The following is a 21,507-nucleotide window of genomic DNA, read 5'->3' as shown; positions in this document are numbered from 1 at the left end:
GAGGCTGATTTTATAACAGATTGGTATGAATTGCAGTTTTTGCTAATACAAAGCGTAATAAAGGTTTTTTCTGAATAAAAAAAGAGCACCGAAGTGCTCTTTATTTTGTTTGATTTTAGCTGTTAACTCTCAGGAATTGCAGTACGCCATGCTAACCATTTAGGGTTTGCTTCTTTATGTAGTAAGAAGTGTGTTCCTGCTTTAACTTGTGGTTCAAGTGGTTGCTTTTCGGGGGTTGCAAAGGCAATTCCGCCACGTAATAGGCTATCAAATGTACCTGCTTTTATGTTGGCACCTGTAATACCGATATCAACATTCACACCTGAGGTGTTCCAAAATACAGTGTTTTTTCGCACTAAATGGCGGTATTGCTTTTCAAGTTGGGCTTTTATGATGACACGGTCAGCTAAGTCACCGAGTGAAACGTTAACCACTTGTCCAACTTGAATATCACGGTAGAGCAATGGTGTACCTTCGCTAATCGAATCACGCTCTTCACTTTCTAATACTATCGTGACGCGGGAATCAAACAACTCTGCCGAACCAAGCTTAAAGGTATCAGCAAAATAGCCTTTCCCAGGTTGAACAGCAATGTAAGAGCTCAGCAACGAATCCAAGTTTTCACTACCACTTAAGCTGATCTTTGGTTTAACCACCCAAAAGTAGCTATCTGACTTTGCGATTTTTTGAGCGTATTTCGGATATAAACGGGCCTGTATTTTCACGTTGTTTGTATGAAAATCTGGTTCGATGTTAATGATTTTACCAATGGTTACGCCTTGGAACTTGATCTCAGTATTGTTAGAGACAGATCGTGCATCATCGGCTGTTAAAGTTATCAGCTGTCCAAAATGTTGCGCTGAACTTAAGCTTGGGTAAAGCTTGTATTTAGATCCGATACGGTTAGTCACTTGCTTCATGTTATCAAAAGCAATCCCACCTTTGATAAGCGTTGATAGGGGATCGGTCACTAATTTAATACCATTTAATCCTGCTTCTACTTCGATACCTGAACGGTTCCAGAATACGGTGTGGTTAGTGATCAAATGACGGTATTTTTTCTCGATATTTAATTTAATGCTCACACCGTTATCTTTCAAAGCAAAGTCACTCACTTCACCTACTTGTAAGTTACGGTAAAGTACTGGACTACCTTCAGATACGGGGGGTAACTTTTCAGCAAATAAACTAATGCTGCTATAGCCTTTCAGTTTTTCATCCGCAAGATCGGCAAGACTTCGGTTTTTAAATAGGGTGTAGCTTTTGTTTATTTTTTTGCTACCGATAGAAGTGAAGCTAATCGCACTGCTGATTAATTGATCGGCTGGCGGAATAGAAACATCAATACCTTTGCTCGAAATGCTGGCATCGACACCACCATCAACGAAGAATCGACTACCACTTCTGATCAAATGGGTGTACTCAGGTTGAACTAAGACATCAAAGCTTACACGCTCACCGGTTAATTCAACGTTAGTGATTCGCCCGACATCTAATCCCTTAAAGCGTAATTTGGTGCCACGTTTAATACCAAAACTTTTATCAGCATACAGTTTGAAGGTTGCTACACCGGGTTGTTGCTCTTCTAATGTGTCACGGGTAATAGCTGTAAATTGACGTGAAGTTTCGCCTTTACCCGGTATTAAACGTAAGAAATTGCCTCGTACCAGATTGCCGATATTTTTAACACCGTTTAGTGATACTTCAGCTTCTTCGAGTAATAAACGAGAGCCGCTATTTAAGTATTCACGCATGCTAGGTTCAATCGCAGCATGTGCGATAATTTTATTGGTTTTTTCATCAAGGCTTACATCGGTGATTTTACCGATCTGCAAACCCCGGTACATGATAGGTGAACCTGAATCGCTAATATCATTGTTATCTGGCAAGGTTATTGTGATAGCAATACCACGACCCGCTGTATTGATATCGGGGTAGAGTTTAAACTGGTGATTTGCTTCAATGGCTTTACCTTTATCTGGCGAATCAAATGCGATAGCACCCGCAATTAGTGCTGACAGGCTTTCAAACTGCACATCAACACCGTTGAAACCGATATCAGCACGCATGCCACTGACATTCCAGAAACGGCTTTTATTTGTAACGAGGTTGGCATACTTAGGTTTGATTAGTGCATCAATAATCACTTCTTTTTTGTTATCACTAAGGGTGTAATTGAACACCTCACCGACAGGGATCTTCTTATAGAAAATTTGCGAACCAATACTGATTGATCCAAGATTCGGTGCTTTTAATTGCAGCTTTAAACCATCTTCTAATGGGGTATCTGCTGGTTGGTTTTCTAATGCCGTAAATTTTGTTGCTTCAGGTCCATCACCAGGTAATAACGCAATATAGTTACCAGAAACAAGAGTATCTAAGCCTGATATACCCGTTATAGATGCCTTAGGTTTGACTAGCCAGAATCGGGTATTTTTACGAAGAATGTTTACCGCTTCAGGATAAATGTCGGCAGTAACGTAAATACTCTTAAGATCTTTTGATAGGCTGATATCACGTACAATACCCACTTCAAGGCCTTGATAACGAATAGTCGTTCTTCCAGCGACTAAACCCACGGCATCGTTAAAGTGGATTTGAATACGTTCACCGGCTTCGTTAACTGATTTATACAGTAACCAACCAGCAAGTATTAATGCTAATAGCGGCAACAGCCACAGCGGTGATAACCCCCGATCACGGCGAATTTTCACCTTTTTGGGTTGTTCGTTATTTGGATCGTTGTTCATAATTGTCCCATATCAGGCGAGAATCTAAACTTTCTGCTGCTAACATTGTTAATACTACCACGACGGCAAAGGCAATTGCCCCAGGTCCCGGCGTGAAATCAAGAACTTGCCCACGGTCGATTAATGTGACCATGATGGCGATAACAAAAAGATCCATTACCGACCATTTACCTATCCAGTGTACGGCACGAAATAGTCGCATACGTAATAGGTGGTGTGTTTTTCGTTTGAACTGTACGGCTAAAAGGATATAAGCCAAACTTAGAATTTTCGCGACAGGGACAACAATACTGGCAATAAAGATGATTGCTGCGATACCTGTCATTCCCGTTCTGACGAGTTCAGCAACACCTGAAAAGATAGTATCTTCAATACGCTTACCGTTATTCATGAAAATTGAAATGGGATAAAGGTTAGCAGGCAAGATAAAAATACTTGCTGAAATTAAATATGCCCATGTTTTTTGAATAGAATGTGGAATACGATCGTGTAATGGACTATTACAGCGGCGGCAATGGGTCAGGTGTTCTTGCGTTAAATGACATGTCGTACAAAGTGTGTCTAAGTCATCACTAATATGCTCATTTTCAGGTTGCCATGCATCCCAATAACGACGAACACTGATACGAGTCAGTAACACGAGAAATAATATCTGTAAGGTAATGAGACAGTACAGCCCAAGACCGATATTAATCTCTGCGACTTCTTGGACTTTAAAACAAGCAATGGCGAGACTAACTAAAAAAACATCGAGCATCACCCATTGCTTTAAATGATGAAGAACCCATGTTGATGCTTTAAATAGAGTAAAGTGACGAAATTTAAGGGAAAATTGGGCGCTAAAAACCGCCCCTATGACTAATAGCGGGGCAATAACGCTACAAAATAAGATTAATGCGGCAACGCCCGGAAAATTTTCTGAAAGTGTGATGGCGCCAGATGGAAGTGTCGCAGGGATCATCTGTCCGAATAATCGTATTGTGATTAACGGTAAAGTAATGGTTGGAATAAAAAGGATTAAACCCGCTGCGGCAATCGCCAGTTCTGCATTAAATCTTGCTGTTCCCCCACGATATAAACGTGTTTGGCAACGGGGACAGTAAGCACTGTGTCCTTGTTGAGCCACCTCAGGGAGCACGAGTAAATTGCAACCGGGGCAGCGTCTGGCCGTTGACATAGTACGTTGTTTCCTTTGCAAAAGAGCGAGATATAAAAACGCTCACGAAATAAAAATTCACACGTTTGTAAAAACATAGTGAATGATAGCCCATGAGCGTCAAGGATGGGTACTATATTATTTTGTACCGATTCTTGCTACTGGAAGTTGTTGATCTGTTTGTTCAACATCATTATTAGGTGATTGAATTGAACCGTAAAGTGTTCGATATAACCCATGTTGACTCACTAACTCAGTATGTGTACCTGATTGACTGACTAATCCATCTTCTAAGACATAGATTAAATCAGCTTGTTTAACGGCAGATAAACGGTGGGCAACAATTAAGGTGGTTTTATCTTTTAAAAAACCATTCAGCGCTTTATGAAGTGCAGCTTCTGTTGAAGTATCTAACGCTGATGTTGCTTCATCTAAAATGACAAAGTCAGGATTAGATAAGATCATACGGGCAATCGCTAAACGTTGACGCTGACCACCGGATAAACGAATACCTTGTCGACCAATTTCAGTGTCTAGGCCATGCGTTAACCGCTCTGTCATGTCTGTAAGTTGAGCAATGTCTAATGCATTCCAGAGTTCATCATCAGTATATTCACCACCTAATGTTAAGTTATGGCGTAATGTATCGTTGAATAAGACGGGCTGCTGGAGCACAACAGCCATACGTTCGCGAAGAGATTCATAACTGACCGCCTCAATCGGGTGACCATTAATAAAAATATCACCTGATTGCTTTTGGTAAATGCCAAGCAGTAATTGAATTAAGGTTGATTTACCGCCGCCTGATGCACCTACAAGAGCAACACGTTTTCCTGCAGGGATATCAATATTTAAACCTCGCAGCACTTGTTTATCGTTGTCATAAGAAAAACGGACATTTCTTACTTTAATATCCAGTGCTTCATTGTGATTAAAGGGATAAACGGTAGCGGTAGGGCGAACTTCTTCTTCTAAATCTAACAGCGTATTTAAACGCTGCATGGCCGCAGATGCACTATACCAAGAAAATTGAATCCCCAATAACTCTTGTACAGGCCCAAGCATGAACCATAAGTAACTAAAGACAGCCAGCATTTCACCGATAGATAAGCCACTGAAAAGCACCATTAACATTGCAGCGGCGCGAAATACTTCAAAACCCGCCAAGAATAATAAGAAAGAGATGCGTCCTGCCGCTTCTGATTGCCATGCAAACTTATCAGCACTGTGGCGTATATCATTTGCGTGCGATTTTAGTTGAGCTAAAAATTCACGCTCACGATTAGATGCGCGCAATTGGTATATGCCATCTAATACTTCGACTAAACGTTGTTGGAATTTTTCATAAGATTGATTTTCTTGACGCTTGAGGTTTTTAACGCGGTTACCCATCATTTTTGAAGCGTAAACAACAATAGGGTTAATGATGAGAATAAATAGCCCGAGTCGCCAATCTAACCATAATAAAACGCCAGCAGTACCAACAACGGTGAGCAAGCCGATAATAAAACGACTTAACGTATCTCCGACAAACTTATCGATAGTCTCAACATCAGTGACAAGATGCGAAGTAATGCCGCCACTGCCTTTTTCTTCATATTGGCGCATGCTAATACGCCCTAATTTATCCAATAAATGCTGACGTAAATTAAAGGTGATCTCTTTTGATACAAGCGTGAATTGGCGGCTTTGTAAAATGTTCAATGCTTGGCTTACGGTACGCATTAAGACAACTAAAAATAACACTAATAAGATATAGCCAGTAGGTGATTGCCATTGTTCGGGAAGAAGGTGGTTTAAATATTGGATCCCTTCAGCTGGCTTATGGAGTAATACTTCATCGACCATTAATGGCATAAGTAATGGAATTGGTACGCTAATCAAGGTGGCAATAACAGCAATAATATTCGCGGTGATAAGGCGGGGACGATGTTTTTTAGCTTGAATAAAAAGCCAAGACCAATTAATCATAGTGGGGAATGAATGCTTCACAGTGATAATGATTCCTATTATTGTTAAGTGTTTCCATTTTAACGATTATGTAAGGCGTATGCTATGGAAAATACAGGTTCTTTTTATAACCGTCTGACACTTCAAGCTTTAGCTATAGTTGAAGGTGAATCAGATCTCATTGCCAATCTCTCTAATATTAGTGCGTTGTTGAATATGGAGTTAGAGAACATAAATTGGGTTGGCTTTTATTTATTAAAAAATGATGAGCTCGTACTTGGTCCATTTCAAGGAAAACCTGCTTGTGTTCGTATTCCTGTCGGTAACGGGGTATGCGGTACGGCAGTAAAAGATAACAGAGTCATCCGTGTTGATGATGTTCATGCCTTTCCTGGGCACATTGCTTGTGACGCAGTTAGTCAATCTGAAATCGTTATCCCATTAAATATAGGGGAAAAATGTATAGGTGTACTGGATATTGATAGTCCAGATTTGTCAAGATTTGACCAAAATGATGAACAAGGTCTAGTTTCTTTGGTTACAGAGCTACAAAAAGTACTCTAATTTCATGCTTTCGGTGGTTTTTCCTTATTAGGTAATTATAATAGCCCCACTATTTCTTTTTGAACAAAGCACTAATAACGAGCAAATCTCGTTTATGTCAGGAAAGTCCATGGAAAACTCTGAAAAGTTAACGAACAGTAAAGAAGTTATTGCATATATTGCTGAGCGTTTCCCAAAATGTTTTACTATTGAGGGTGAAGCTAAACCACTTAAGATCGGTATTTTTCAAGATCTTGCTGAGCGCTTAAGTGATGATCCAAAAATCAGTAAGACTCAACTACGTACAGCATTACGTCAATACACATCTTCCTGGCGTTACCTTCACGGCGTTAAAGCTGGTGTAAGTCGTGTTGATCTTGATGGAAATGAGTGTGATGTACTTGAGCAAGAACACGTTGATCACGCACTTAAAGCCTTAGAAGAAAGCAAAGCAAAAGTACGTACTCGTCGTAAAGAGCAGGCTATCGCTAAAGCAGCTAAAGAAGGCGATGCGAAAAAAACTCGCGCAAAAACTGCTAAACCTAAGAACATTAAGCCAAAAACGGCTAAAGTTAATAAGAAGCCAGTTGAGACTACACCTGTACTAAAAGCTGACGAAGTTATTGTTGGTAAGAACGTACAAGTGAATATGGGCTCAGGTAACATGCCGGCAACTATTGTCGAAATTAACAAGGACGATGTGCGTGTTCGCTTAAATAACGGCTTAGTAATGGCTGTTAAAGCGGAGCACCTGCGTTCATAAAGGGAGAATGCGCGACGCATGAATTGTCGATTCCGTTTCTCACTGATTGCTGCCGGCATGATGCTGGCAGCTTCAGCGCAAGCCTTAGAGGCTAAGTATTCATTAAGTGATTTGCCGCAACTTGCACCAGAGCAGCAGCACGCAACTGCGAGTAAGAGGGTAGCGTCACGCTTTACCCGCTCTCATTACAAGCATTTTTCACTTGATGATAAATTCTCTAGTCAGGTCTTCGATCGTTATATCGAAATGCTCGACTATAATAAAAGCTTTCTAACAGCTTCTGATGTAAAGCAATTTGAACGCTGGCGAAATCAGTTTGATGATCAATTGAAATCTGGTGATACATCGGGTGCATTTGATATTTTTAATAAAGTCCTTCAACGTCGTTTTGACCGTTATCAGTTTGCGATTTCGCAATTAGATACAGAGATTAAATTCGATAAAGATGAAGACTTTGTTATTGATCGCTCTGAACTTGAGTGGCCAGAAAATCAAGCTGAGTTAAATGAAATTTGGCGTAAGCGTGTGAAATACGATGCGTTGAATTTAAAGCTGGCAGGTAAAAACTGGAAAGAAATACAAGAAACACTAGGTAAACGTTATAACAACGCCGTTAAACGTTTAACTCAAACCCATAGTGAAGATGTATTCCAGTTATACATGAATGCTTTCTCGCGTGAAGTTGATCCTCACACTAGTTATCTATCTCCTCGAAATGCTGAGCAGTTCCAATCAGAAATGAACCTTTCTTTGGAAGGGATTGGAGCAGTGCTGCAAGTGAAAGATGATTATACGACGATTCAATCCCTTGTTGCCGGTGGACCAGCTGCGAGCTCTAAAAAGCTGGCTGCGGGTGACCGTATCATTGGTGTTGGTCAAGATGGCGAAAAAATTGTAGATATTATTGGCTGGCGTTTAGATGATGTTGTCCAATTAATCAAAGGTCCGAAAGGCAGTAAAGTGATTCTTGATGTTTTACCAGAAGGTAAGAACAGCAAGAGTTACACTGTCACTATTGTTCGAGACAAAATTCGTCTAGAAGATCATGCCGTTAAATCGGAAGTGAAAACTGTTGAAGGCAAGAAAATTGGTGTGATTGAAGTACCAAGTTTCTATGTCGGTTTATCTGAAGATACCAAAAAAGAATTGGTTAAGCTTAACGAGCAGAAAGTTGATGGTGTCGTTATTGATCTTCGTAACAATGGCGGTGGTGCATTAACTGAAGCGACAGCATTAAGTGGTTTATTTATTTCAAGCGGGCCTGTTGTTCAAGTTCGTGATAGTTATGGTCGCGTAAAAGTAAACAGTGATTCAGATAATCAAGTTTTCTTTAATGGGCCGTTAACTGTTTTAATTAACCGTTATAGTGCATCGGCATCTGAAATATTTGCTGCGGCAATGCAAGATTATGGTCGAGCAGTGGTTCTTGGTGAACAATCATTTGGTAAAGGTACTGTGCAGCAGCACCGTTCTTTAAACCAGTTATATGATTTATTCGATAAGCCACTGGGTCATGTACAATATACAATTCAAAAGTTCTACCGTATTAATGGTGGCAGTACTCAGAATTTAGGTGTTGTGCCTGATATCTCTTTCCCAACAGCAATTGATCCGTCTGAAACCGGTGAAAGTGTAGAAGATAATGCATTACCGTGGGATAGTATTAAACCGGCTAAATATCAACAACTTCATAATTATTCGTCAATTCTTCCTAAGTTAAATGAAGAACACCTTGCACGAATTAAGAATGATATGGAGTTTGGTTTCATTAATGAAGATATCAAAACCTATAAAAAGGAAAAAGATATCAATAGAATTTCATTAAATGAAAAAATGCGTTTAGCTGAGCAAGATAAACAAGATGCTGATCGATTGGTACGTTTAAATAAGCGTCAAAAAGTACTCGGTAAAAAACCGTTTGCTGATTTAGATGCAGTACCAAAAGATTATGAAGCACCTGATGCATATTTGGATGAAGCCATTGGTATTACCGCTGACTTAATCAAGATAAAATCATCGTAATTTTCTGATAGTATCCAGCAACACACAAATAAGCGCCCCTTCATGGGGCGCTTTTTTATTTCTCTTTGTTACTGTAATAATCTCATAAATAAGACTTGTCGCATATTTAAATGTGATCTGTCGCATATTTTTCATCGCAAAATAGCTTTACCAACTAGTTTTAAAGTACATGCACTTTGTTCTAGTAACAGGGGAAGCCTATGAAAAAACTATTCTTTATTACCGTGTTATTCTTATTTAGCGCATTTAGTCGCCCAATCATTGCCGACGATATTACGGAGTTTGACTATCCATTTTTATTAGGTAATTGGTATTGGTTTAGCTCAACAGAAGCCGGTGTAGAAAGTGAAGGTGAAAGTTATCGTGCAATGCATGTGATGTTTAAATCTGACTATGTATTTGCAATGCGTTTACTTCGTATTGATGGAAAAATAGAACAATGGTCAGGTGAGTATGATATTGACGAAACCAATATTACTTTTGTCACCGAAGGCGAAGAAGATCAAATGCATACTTATATGCTTAGTTATAATCAGTTCGTGTTAGATGGTGCAAGATTTACTAAGTTAGCCCCTGAAAATCTACCAGGTAATTGGAAAACTTCAATGATATCAGGTTCTGATGTTGACCACAGTATTTCTGAACTTTCACTCACGTTACGCCCTGATTTTTTATTCTCTGCTGAAGTCTCAAATGATCAAGGAAAATCAAAAGAGCATCGTGGTATTTATTATATTGAAGATAACCAACTGGTTTTATTATATGAAGATGGGCAACACGATTCTGAATTTGAATTAAGTAGCAATGACACGCTAACGTTAACGAATACTCATTTTGGAATGGAAGCGATATTACAACGAGAATAATTTTTATTAATGTAGCGACAATGCTAGTGGTGAAAGGGAAGGTCATTCCATAACTTTTATAATATTAACAAATATAGCATTGGTTATGATGTGCAGACAAAAAGGCGAACAAGATAACTTGTTCGCCTTTCTAATTTGAAAATAGATGAAGTTTTATTCGTTAGCGAGATTAAATGCAGTACGAAGCTGATCTAAATAGTCTTCATCCCGACAGATGCTCTTACCGGGTTCGTCTGAAATTTTTGCTACAGGGCGACCTTCGCATTCAGTTAGTTTCAACACAACATTCAATGTTTTTACATTTGGTAAATCACAGGTTAGCTGTGTGCCAATGCCAAAACTTACGTTTATTTGGTGGTTGAAATGCTTAAAGATGTTCAGTGCTTTATCAAGTGTAAGGCTATCAGAAAAAACCAGTGATTTTGTTTTTGGGTCAATGCCTAATGATTTGTAATGTGCAATGGCTTTTTCACCCCAAGAAATAGGATCACCACTATCATGGCGTAAACCAATGAAACGTTCAGATAAACGTTTATCAAAGTCACGTAAGAAAGCATCCATATTGATACAGTCGGTGAGCGCAATACCTAAATCGTTAGGGTATTCTTGTAGCCAACGATTTAATGCTAATTGTTGAGAATCAGCAAGCTCTCCGGCTAATTGCTGATGGCCTTGGAACCATTCGTGAGCTTGAGTTCCAACCGGTGTTAAATTACGAGTATATGCAAGATAGTAGTTCGAAGTACCTTTGAACTCTGGCATGTTTTCTTTTAAGTAATCAACAACTTTATGATGAACGGCTTTAGAAAAACGGCGGCGAGTGCCAAAATCTACCAGCGAAAATTCACTTAAATCTGTATCTTGTGCATTGTGGTAGAAGCGTGAAATTTTTTCTTGTAATTGTTTAATGGCATCTTCGGGCGTAGCATTTGGATATAAGTGTGCACAGCGCACTTCACAAATAATTGCGAGAAGAGGAACTTCCCATAAGATCACATCCAACCATTTACCACGAATGATAATAGATAGTTGTTCACCAGAATCATCAACACAAACATCATCTGCATTTAGTTGAAAATTTCGTAAATACTTAAGATAGTCAGCACTGAAAAAAGTTAATGTTGATAGATAATTGATTTCATCGTCAGCAAAAGAGAGCGATGCGATGTTTGCGATTTGATCTTTGATCTCTTGAGAGTACGGGCGCAGATCTTCGTCGCTTCGGCAGTGGAATTCAGCCACTGCTTCAACGTCTGGGTATTGATGAAAAATTGCCTGTTGCATATGCAATTTATACGCATCAGTATCAAGCAGGGAGTTGATAACCCCAATATTGTGTTGGTTATTATTCATATCTGGCTGTAGATACTTATTAGAAGTGATAATAAATCTATCTGTAACGTGATTTTATTATTATTCAATGGGTTATATTATTGAAGATAAATAAAAAATAGAATTTATTAATGCCTTAGGTTACGACTGATTGTGAACTAAGATGTAATGTTCGTCAAGTATAACCATTCTCATTAGGCTTTATAGACTCATGAAGTTTACTTACTAAATATATAGCTTACGCATTATTTATGAGTTTTTAATTCTCTTATCGTTACGAGCAATATATAAACTATAGCTTGACGGGGAGTTTATTCATTAATACTGAGTGTTTTAAACGTTTTCTAGTGTTTGGCAGTTAACTACTCATACTTTTCCTGGATAAATAATAATTATTAATAGTGAGTAAAACAGTATTTCTTTATTTAAAAATTGTACTTTACATAGAACAATTGATTAATTTATATCCAGAAAAGGCTGAGGTTAGATATGTCGATTGAAATTTGATTTATTTTTAATCGTTTAATTGCGAAAACTAAGAAATTGACCGTTAAAGATAAAACTATCGGATATATTTGATATTAATTCTTGTTTGAACGTTATAGTATCAAACTATGAAAATTGTTTGTCGTTCTATTAACACCTGTCTATTGATGCAAGGTTTGGTAGAGCCTTTATAAAAGGAAATATAATAATGACAGAGCAGGCATTTTTACAACCTACTGCTAAATATCGTTCCGATTATCGTCAACCGGATTACACTATTACAGATATCGATTTAACGTTTGACCTTTATGACACCAATACAACGGTGATAGCGCAAAGCAAGGTTATTCGTATTAGTGATAACGATGATGCCCAACTTGTACTTGATGGTGATGAACTTGCCATTGTGAGTATTTCTGTCAATGGCAAAACATGGACGTCATATATTCAAGAAGGCAGCCACTTAACTTTATCAGATCTGCCTGCTCAATTTGATTTAACGATCGTTACAACCGTTAATCCAGAAGCAAATACTGCATTAGAAGGGCTGTATAAGTCGGGGGGCGGTTTCTGTACTCAATGTGAAGCAGAAGGTTTCCGTCGGATTACTTATTATCTTGATCGTCCAGATGTACTGGCTCGTTTCACAACTAAGATCATTGCGGATAAAGCAGCATTCCCTTATTTACTTAGTAATGGTAACCGTATTGCTGAAGGTGACTTAGACAATGGTCGTCACTGGGTACAATGGCAAGACCCATTCCCAAAACCTTCATACCTCTTTGCTTTAGTGGCAGGTGACTTTGACGTTTTACGTGATAACTACACCACAATGAGTGGTCGTAACGTAGAGCTCGAAATCTTCGTTGATAAAGGCAATCTTGATCGCGCAGATTACGCCATGACTTCATTGAAAAACTCAATGAAGTGGGATGAAGAGCGTTTTGGTCTTGAATATGATTTAGATATCTACATGATTGTGGCGGTTGATTTCTTCAACATGGGCGCCATGGAAAACAAAGGCTTGAATGTCTTTAACTCTAAATTCGTTCTCGCAAACCCTAAAACAGCAACGGATACTGATTACCAAGGTATTGAAGCTGTGATCGGTCATGAATACTTCCATAACTGGACAGGTAACCGTGTTACTTGTCGTGATTGGTTCCAATTAAGCTTAAAAGAAGGTTTAACTGTATTCCGTGATCAAGAATTCTCATCAGATCTTGGCTCTCGTCCAGTAAATCGCATTGCCAATGTTCGTATTGTACGTGGTCCACAGTTTGCTGAAGATCGTGGTCCAATGTCGCACCCAATTCGTCCTGAAAAAGTGATTGAGATGAATAACTTCTATACATTAACAGTGTATGAAAAGGGTAGCGAAGTGATCCGTATGATGCATACCTTGCTAGGTGAAGCAAATTTCCAAGCAGGTATGAAGCTGTACTTTGATCGCCATGATGGTACTGCTGCAACTTGTGATGATTTTGTTCAAGCAATGGAAGATGCATCAGGTATTGATCTGTCTCGCTTCCGTCGTTGGTATAGCCAAGCAGGAACGCCAGTTGTTACAGTTGATACGTCATATGATGCAGATACTAAGTGTTACAACGTCACTATAAAGCAGCACACAGCTCCAACAGCAGGGCAAGAAGAAAAGCTACCACTTCACATTCCGTTTGATATCGAACTATATGATAGCAAAGGTGAGGTTATTGCACTTCAATCAAATGGTATGCCTGTTCACAACGTGTTAGATGTAAAAGAAGCAGAGCAAACTTTCGTATTTGAGAATGTTGCGGAACAGCCTGTGATGTCGATGCTGCGTGAATTCTCTGCACCTGTGATCTTAAAATATGATTACTCAGATCAAGAGTTGATCTTCTTGATGATCCACGCGCGTAACGAGTTTGCACGCTGGGATGCTGGGCAAATGCTATTGGCGAAATACATTCGTAACAATGTGGCAGCTGTTCAAGCTGGTGAGTCAGTTCAATTACCTGAAGCGGTTATTGATGCTTTCCGTGGCGCATTATTGGATGAAAATCTTGATCCTGCATTTATTGCTGAAATGCTAACACTGCCAAGCGAGAATGAAATCGCAGGCTGGTACAAGCAAGTTGATGTTGATGCAATCAATAAGGTTGTTGGTGCGTTAACTCAAATTTTAGCGACAGAAATGGAAGATGAATTACTCGCGATTTATCGTAGCTTAGCGCAAGGCGAATACAGTCTTGATCATGATGCTATGGCTAAACGCGCATTGCGTAACAAGTGTTTATCTTATCTAGCGCATACAGCGCTAGGTAATGATTTAGTGATTGCACAATATGCAGCTGCTGACAACATGACTGATACGATGGCTGCTATGTCTGCTGCAAATAATGCGCAATTAGCTTGTCGCGCAGTACAAATGTCAGACTTTAGTGATAAGTGGACTCACGATGGCTTGGTTATGGATAAGTGGTTCATGCTACAAGGCACAAATCCTGCTGATAATGCGTTAGAAAATGTGCGTAATACTATGAGTCACGCAGCGTTTAGCTTGAAAAACCCTAACCGCACGCGCAGTTTAGTGGCGAGTTTCTGTGCCAATAACCCAGTGCATTTCCATGCGAAAGATGGTTCTGGTTATGCGTTCTTAACTGAAATCCTAACGGCATTAAATACCAGTAATCCACAAGTAGCTTCACGATTAATTGAGCCGTTCTTAAAGTATCGCCAATACGATGAAACACGTCAGCAATTAATGCGTAGCGAGCTTGAGAAGTTAGCGGCATTAGATAACTTAGCAAAAGATCTGTTTGAGAAAGTGCATAAAGCGCTTGAACAATAAATCATAATTCGCTAAATAATAGAGCCAAGTACCTTATTACTAAACACTTTCTATGAGGGAGTGTGTAATGGGGACTTGGCTTTTTCTATATTGGGCTATTGAACGAATAACGAGATAAAAGGGATTATGCGAAGCTTTACTTTTCGAGTAAATATTAGTTATCAAGTTTTCTTACAACACTATTTTGGTGCAGCAAGTAGTGCTGTTGTGGTGACAGAGAATGGATTAAAACTTCAATTGCCCGCTGTGCGTTTACGTCCGTATTTAACGCAAATGGGTGTACGAGGGCGTTTTCAAGTTGCTGTCGATGATAATAATAAACTGACTACATTAACTAAATTGTCTGATTAGTGTTTACATCTCTTATCATAGCTAAATTGTTATCATGTATTTTATTTGAAACTCGGACAGAAAATTGCATACCTATACTTACCTAAGGTAGTAAAAGTTATGGGATTTTCTTATGAATGCACCAGACAATGTGGTTCCTGTATTACTTGAAAAAGTATATGGCTTAATAAAATCCAAAGTTGATAACACCCAGCAACCTTTAGTTGATGTGTTTGCTAAAAGCCTATTAAATCAATTGGCTGAAGATGATTTATTACAACGTAACGAATCTGATTTATATGGTGCTGTGCTGAGCCTATGGCATCATCTGGTTAAAAATAATCCGCAACAAATATCCGTTCGTGTGTATAACCCCACATTAAGTCGCCATGGCTGGAAATCTACCCACACCGTGGTTGAGATTGTTATGCCAGATAAACCCTTTTTGGTTGATTCTGTACGTATGACGTTAAATCGATTAGATATTACTAGCCATTTAATGCTGAATGGTCCTTATTATTTTGAGCGCGACAAAAAAAATAACATCGTTAAGGCGTGCGGTGATAAGGGGGATCTACAGACACTTTTTCATATTGAAGTAGATCGTCTTACAAAAAATGATCAAATGGCGATATTGCGAGATGAACTTGAAGCGGTGCTTAAAGACATTGAATTAGTGGTGAATGATTGGCAATGGATGCAAGATAAAATGCATCAAATTATCAAAGGTCTAAGAACAGAAAAATTACCTGTTGAAAATCAATACTGCGAGGAAGCGATTGAATTTCTTGATTGGGTTGCCAATCATAATTTTACCTTTATGGGTTATCACTGTTACGACCTAAAGCCGATAAAAGGTGATTATCAATTGAGACCAACGCAAGAGGCCGGGCTTGGTCTACTTAAAAAGCCGCGCCATGCACGGCCACTTAATTTATCCAGTTTACCTGAATCAGCGCGTATTGAAGCGCAAAAGCCCGATCTGCTTATTCTCACCAAAAGTAATGCTAAATCTCGTATTCATCGTCCCGCTTACATTGATTATATCGGTATTAAACGATTTGACAGTAAAGGTAATGTCATTGGTGAACATCGCTTTATTGGTCTATATGCGTCGACGGCTTACCATCAAACAGCAATGAACATTCCATTGATCCGTAATCGGGTAAAACGAATACTCAACGCCAGTGGGTATTCGGAAGGCTCGCATTCTTGGAAAGCGCTCAATAATGTATTAGAAACTTATCCCAGAGATGAACTTATTCAAGCAAAAGAAGAGGAAATGCTTGAGGTGGGAGTAGGCGTAGTACGAATGCAAGATCGTGACATGCTGCGATTGTTTGTAAGACGGGATCCTTTTGGGCGTTTTTTTTCCTGCATGGTCTATGTTGCCAAAGAGCGTTATGACACGGAGCTTAGGCGTAAGATCCAAAGTGTTTTAAAAGACTATCTTGGTTCATCACAAACTGTTGAGTTCACAACCTTTTTTTCTGTGAGTCCATTAGCTCGTACGCACTACATCGTTAGGGTAAAGAACAATAATTTCGATGTGGATGTTAAATCGATAGAGCATAATTTAGTTGTCGCTGTTGCCTCGTGGGAAGATCGTTTAACCCAGTCGTTAGTGGCTAACTTTGGCGAAAGCAAAGGGATCCCAATTGCCAAAAATTATGCGCGTGCTTTTCCTCGATCTTATAAAGAGCAAATGCTACCTGGCTCTGCAGTAGCAGATGTTTTACAGCTAGAAGGGCTGAATGAAGATAATAAATTAGGCATGTTATTTTATCGACCACAAGAGGAATCAGCAGACTCATCGATTGTAAAATTGAAGCTTTTTCACCGTAATGAACCGATTCATTTATCTGATGTTATGCCAATGCTTGAAAATCTAGGTTTGCGGGTCATTGGTGAATCACCATATCAAGTGATCACTGCGGATGGTGTCGTTAATTGGATCTTAGATTTTGCGATGTTACATCATGTTAGAAATGGATTTGACCTATCAGAAGCAAGAGATCGTTTTCAAAATGCTTTTTCTGATATTTGGCATGGAGAGCTTGAAAGTGATGGTTTTAACCGTTTAGTGCTGCGTTCTGGTTTGTCTGGTAGAGAAATTACCATATTGCGCAGTTATGCTCGTTATATGCGACAAGTTGGCTTTCCATTTAGCCAGCAGTATATAGAAGAGACACTGTCTAATCATTGTCAGCTAGCTTGTTATTTGGTGTCGTTGTTTAAATTACGCTTTGATCCCAAAGCGAAATATAGTGAGAAAGCAGAACAGTTATTGATCAAAAAGATCGTAGAGCGATTAGAGAATGTCGAGAGTTTAGATGACGACAGGATCATTCGTCGTTATATGGATATGATCTTAGCAACCCTCAGAACGAACTTTTATCAAAAAACAGATACCGGTAAGCCAAAAGCATGGCTATCACTCAAACTCAATCCATCATCTATCCCTGAAATTCCAGCTCCAATTCCTCGTTACGAGATATTTGTTTATGCCCCCGATGTGGAAGGTGTCCATTTGCGCGGGGGAAAAGTTGCGCGTGGTGGCTTACGTTGGTCAGACAGGCAAGAAGATTACCGCACAGAAATATTAGGACTAGTCAAAGCACAACAGGTTAAAAATACGGTAATTGTGCCTGTTGGTGCGAAAGGTGGCTTTATTTGCAAACGGCAGCCTCAATTAACAACACGTGAAGAGATAGCAGCAGAGGGATTACATTGTTATCAACGTTTTATCTGTGGGCTGCTTGATGTAACAGACAATATCTTAGAGGGTAAACGGTATCCACCAGCAAATGTCGTTTGTCATGATGAAGATGATCCTTATTTAGTGGTTGCGGCGGATAAAGGCACGGCAACATTTTCAGATATCGCCAATTCATTGGCTGCTGATTATGATTTTTGGCTAGGTGATGCCTTTGCTTCTGGCGGATCTAATGGTTATGACCATAAACAAATGGGAATAACAGCGAAAGGGGCTTGGGAGTCAGTTAAGCGGCATTTTAGAGAGATAGGTATAGATTGCCAAACAACAGATTTTAGCTGTGTCGGCATTGGTGATATGGCGGGTGATGTGTTTGGTAACGGGATGTTGTTATCAAAACATATTCGTTTATTAGCGGCCTTTAATCATCAGCATATCTTTATTGATCCAGATCCGGATCCTGCCGCAAGTTGGTTAGAACGCAAACGTCTTTTTGAACTTAAACGATCGAGTTGGGAAGATTATGATCGTGAAGTTTTATCTGAAGGTGGGGCGATATTTTCACGTAAAAGTAAAGCGATTAAGCTTGTACCTATTGTGCAAACTTTACTGCAAACGCGTAAGCAAAGTTGCACACCTAATGAGTTGATACATCTTATATTACAAATGCAGGTCGATTTATTGTGGAATGGTGGTATAGGAACATACATAAAATCGACTAAAGAGACTCACACCGATGTTGGTGATCGCACCAATGATGCTGTTAGGGTTAATGGTTCTCAACTTGCAGCAAAAATTGTAGGTGAAGGGGGAAACTTAGGCTTAACCCAGTTAGGTCGAGTTGAATTTGCGAAAGCTGGTGGTCGAGTGAATACCGATTTTATCGATAATGTTGGTGGGGTTGATTGCTCAGATAATGAAGTGAACATCAAAATTTTACTCAATAGCCTAGTGACCGCTGATGAGCTGACATTTAAACAGCGTAATAGTATTTTAGAAAAGATGGAAGATGAGGTTGCTGACATTGTATTAGATGATGCCTATCGCCAAAGTGAATCTATTTCAGTAACAGAGCAACAGCAAGTACAACTATTAAAGGAACAAACGCGGTTTATTCATTTACTGGAACGACAGGGCAAATTGGATCGAAGCCTGGAATGTCTACCTGATGATGAAACATTAGTAGAGCGTGAAAAGGCAGGGATTGGCTTAACACGACCAGAAATTGCTGTGCTGGTGGCTTACGGTAAAATGGTGTTAAAAGAAAAACTCGTTAATCACGATATAGCCAGTGATCCTTATCATTCCCGTCTTTTACCTGCTTACTTCCCCCAATTTTTACAAGATAACTACAGATCACAAATGGAAAATCATCCATTACGACGTGAATTAATCGCAACATCATTAGCTAATTTGATGTCGAATGAAATGGGATGCAATTTTGTTACTCGGCTGCAAGAAGAAACGGGGGCAACGATAAATGAAATTTCAGCCTCTTACTCAATAGGGCGTGAGATCTTTAAGTTTGACCAGATTTTTAGTGAAATTAGAGCATTAGACAATCAAGTTTCAGCACAAACGCAATATGACATGCTTTATCGTTCAAGGCGTATGTTGCGTCGGGTCACACGATGGTTCCTACGCAATAGAGAGCACAAGTTAGGTATAGAACAACAAATAGTGTTCTATCAACCCTTTGTTGAGCAGTTACGGAATGAATTAGATAGTTACCTTGTAACTGAAGAAGTGGTAGAGCATGAAGAGCAAGCGAATGAAATGATCCGCAAAGGGGTACCTGAGCGGTTGGCCAAAAACATTTCACGCTTAACCAGTTTATATTCAGCCATGGATATAGCGCAAATTGCAAAAGAAATGGACGTTAACATATCGCATATTGCAAGAGTGTACTTTGTACTAGGAGCGCAACTATCACTTCATTGGTTCTTAAAGCAAATTCAAAACCAAGCTGTTGAGAATAATTGGCAAGCATTAGCAAGAGCTTCATTTCGTGAAGATCTAGATTGGCAACAAAGACAATTAACAACAGCGGTTATAATGACAAGTACTGCTAAGCCAGAAGAAAGTATATCACTATGGATGGAACAACATAAAAAAGCGGTTGATCGATGGGAGAGTGTACTGGCTGAATTTAAAGTCGGTAATGCGCATGAGTTTGCAAAGTTCTCTGTCGCTTTACGTGAATTAACCATTCTAAATCTCAACTCAAGGCCGATACAGTAGTCAGTGTACTTATAGTCACCGCCTAATAAGCTACGGTGTAACATATACAGTGACAATGTAACTTTCTCCAATGTTTTTATGTTACATTGTCACTATTTAAGTGTTAACAATAAGGTTATAAAAATAATACGTTACTTTTTTCACAACTAAAAAGAAAACGATTGCTTTTATGTGTAATAAATTGTGAAACCACGAAACTATAACTTATTGTTAAACAAAGGTTTAATTTCTAAGTTACTGTTTTATTGACAATAATCAAAAAAATAACGATTGAAGTTAACAGAATAACTGTGAATAATACCATCCCGTTTATTCGGGACTTATTTTGGAGTTACAATGTTATACCGCATCGCACGTTCTGCTATTTTTCAGTTGGATGCTGAAAAAGCACACGACCTCGCTATTGAGAACTTTTCTCGCTTTACTGGCACTCCATTAGAACTTTTCTACCGACAAAATCTTCCTGCACGTCCTGTCGAAGTTATGGGGCTTACATTCAAAAACCCTGTTGGCTTAGCGGCTGGTCTTGATAAAAACGGCGAATGTATTGATGCATTTGGTGAAATGGGTTTCGGCTTTGTTGAAGTAGGGACCGTGACACCTCGTCCACAGCCTGGTAATGATAAACCTCGTCTTTTCCGTTTGATCCCAGCTGAAGGCATTATCAACCGTTTTGGTTTTAATAACCTTGGTGTTGATAATCTTGTTGAGAATGTAAAGAAAGCAAAATTTGACGGCATCATTGGTATTAATATCGGTAAAAATAAAGATACACCGATAGAAAAGGGTGTTGAAGATTACATTATTTGTATGGAAAAAGTTTATCAATATGCTGGTTATATTGCTGTAAATATTTCGTCACCGAATACACCGGGATTACGTAGCTTACAATATGGTGAAGCTTTAGATGATCTGCTTTCCCAGCTTAAAGCTAAACAAGCTGAATTAGCGAAACAACATGATAAGTATGTTCCTCTAGCACTTAAGATCGCTCCCGATCTTGATGATCATGAGATTCAACAGGTATGTGATTCTTTGATCCGTAATAATATAGATGGTGTGATTGGAACAAATACCACATTGGATCGCTCTTTGGTTCAAGGGATGGAACATTGTGATGAAGCGGGGGGCTTAAGCGGTCGTCCTTTGCAAAACAAGAGTACTGAAGTTATTCGAAAAATGTCAGAAGCATTAAATGGCGCAGTACCAATCATTGGTGTCGGTGGTATTGATTCTGCAATGGCTGCTCGCGAGAAGATGATGGTTGGTGCAAGCCTAGTACAGGTTTATTCTGGCTTTATTTATCATGGCCCACGTTTAGTTAAAGATATTGTAAACGGTCTTTAACTGTTGGCTATCGCTCTCGTACTGAAGTATTAAATTTAAATATCTTCTGACATACGAAAACCCAGCTTAGTGAATACTAGGCTGGGTTTTTAATTATGTACTTAGTCTATTTGTATCAAATATACATCTGATTTACTCGTGATAGAACCGCTATTTTCCCCTTTTATTTTAT

The 21,507-nt window shown here is 39.1% G+C and carries 12 protein-coding genes; 8 read left to right on the top strand and 4 right to left on the bottom strand.

The genetic code is table 11. The features are described 5' to 3' along the window. Nucleotides 1–122 precede the first annotated feature (122 nt). From C9J42_RS07700 to C9J42_RS07690, 3 genes are all read right to left on the bottom strand, one after another. Nucleotides 123–2,750 (bottom strand): MlaD family protein, encoded by a 2,628-nt coding sequence (locus C9J42_RS07700; protein ID WP_107246665.1) that lies wholly within the window; start codon nt 2,748–2,750, stop codon nt 123–125. Continuing rightward, nucleotides 2,731–3,927: a paraquat-inducible protein A gene (locus C9J42_RS07695; protein ID WP_107208137.1), complete on the bottom strand. Its 1,197-nt coding sequence runs from the start codon at nt 3,925–3,927 to the stop codon at nt 2,731–2,733. Before C9J42_RS07695 ends, C9J42_RS07700 begins: the two co-directional genes overlap by 20 nt. Before the next feature lie 117 nt (nt 3,928–4,044). After that, the gene (locus C9J42_RS07690; protein WP_107208138.1) at nt 4,045–5,877 is read right to left on the bottom strand and encodes an ABC transporter ATP-binding protein; all 1,833 of its coding nucleotides are present in this window, start codon (nt 5,875–5,877) and stop codon (nt 4,045–4,047) included. A gap of 84 nt (nt 5,878–5,961) precedes the next feature. On the opposite strand from C9J42_RS07690, the gene C9J42_RS07685 reads away from it, so the two are divergent. From C9J42_RS07685 to C9J42_RS07670, 4 genes are all read left to right on the top strand, one after another. Continuing rightward, nucleotides 5,962–6,420, top strand: a complete 459-nt coding sequence (locus C9J42_RS07685; protein ID WP_107208139.1) for a GAF domain-containing protein — start codon at nt 5,962–5,964, stop codon at nt 6,418–6,420. 109 nt (nt 6,421–6,529) lie between these two features. Further along, nucleotides 6,530–7,162 carry an RNA chaperone ProQ gene (gene proQ / locus C9J42_RS07680; protein ID WP_107208140.1) on the top strand — a complete coding sequence of 211 codons (633 nt, stop codon included), beginning with the start codon at nt 6,530–6,532 and terminating at the stop codon, nt 7,160–7,162. An 18-nt stretch (nt 7,163–7,180) separates the two neighbouring features. Further along, entirely contained in the window at nt 7,181–9,184 is a 2,004-nt protein-coding gene (gene prc, locus C9J42_RS07675) for a carboxy terminal-processing peptidase (protein WP_107301854.1), read from the top strand. A 200-nt stretch (nt 9,185–9,384) separates the two neighbouring features. Next, a complete protein-coding gene (locus C9J42_RS07670; RefSeq protein WP_107301853.1) occupies nt 9,385–10,050 on the top strand; it encodes a lipocalin family protein in 666 nt (221 codons plus the stop codon). Nucleotides 10,051–10,203: 153 nt separating this feature from the next. Here the strand turns inward: C9J42_RS07670 and pncB are convergent, their stop codons facing one another. Beyond that, nucleotides 10,204–11,403, bottom strand: a complete 1,200-nt coding sequence (gene pncB / locus C9J42_RS07665; protein WP_107301852.1) for a nicotinate phosphoribosyltransferase — start codon at nt 11,401–11,403, stop codon at nt 10,204–10,206. A 673-nt stretch (nt 11,404–12,076) separates the two neighbouring features. On the opposite strand from pncB, the gene pepN reads away from it, so the two are divergent. From pepN to pyrD, 4 genes are all read left to right on the top strand, one after another. After that, entirely contained in the window at nt 12,077–14,701 is a 2,625-nt protein-coding gene (gene pepN / locus C9J42_RS07660; RefSeq protein ID WP_107246662.1) for an aminopeptidase N, read from the top strand. A gap of 126 nt (nt 14,702–14,827) precedes the next feature. Then, on the top strand, nt 14,828–15,052 hold the full coding sequence (locus C9J42_RS07655; RefSeq protein WP_107301851.1) for a DUF2835 domain-containing protein: 225 nt from the start codon (nt 14,828–14,830) through the stop codon (nt 15,050–15,052). Between the two features lie 112 nt (nt 15,053–15,164). After that, nucleotides 15,165–19,988 (top strand): NAD-glutamate dehydrogenase, encoded by a 4,824-nt coding sequence (locus C9J42_RS07650; protein WP_107246661.1) that lies wholly within the window; start codon nt 15,165–15,167, stop codon nt 19,986–19,988. 336 nt (nt 19,989–20,324) lie between these two features. Then, complete coding sequence (gene pyrD / locus C9J42_RS07645) at nt 20,325–21,335, top strand: quinone-dependent dihydroorotate dehydrogenase (protein WP_107208146.1); 1,011 nt, start codon at nt 20,325–20,327, stop codon at nt 21,333–21,335. Nucleotides 21,336–21,507 lie beyond the last annotated feature (172 nt).

Origin of the sequence: Photobacterium sp. GB-56, from assembly GCF_003026105.1 — a bacterium.
Lineage (GTDB): Bacteria > Pseudomonadota > Gammaproteobacteria > Enterobacterales > Vibrionaceae > Photobacterium.
The sequence above is the reverse complement of the archived record's forward strand: the minus strand, read 5'-3'. Positions and strand labels throughout refer to the sequence as shown.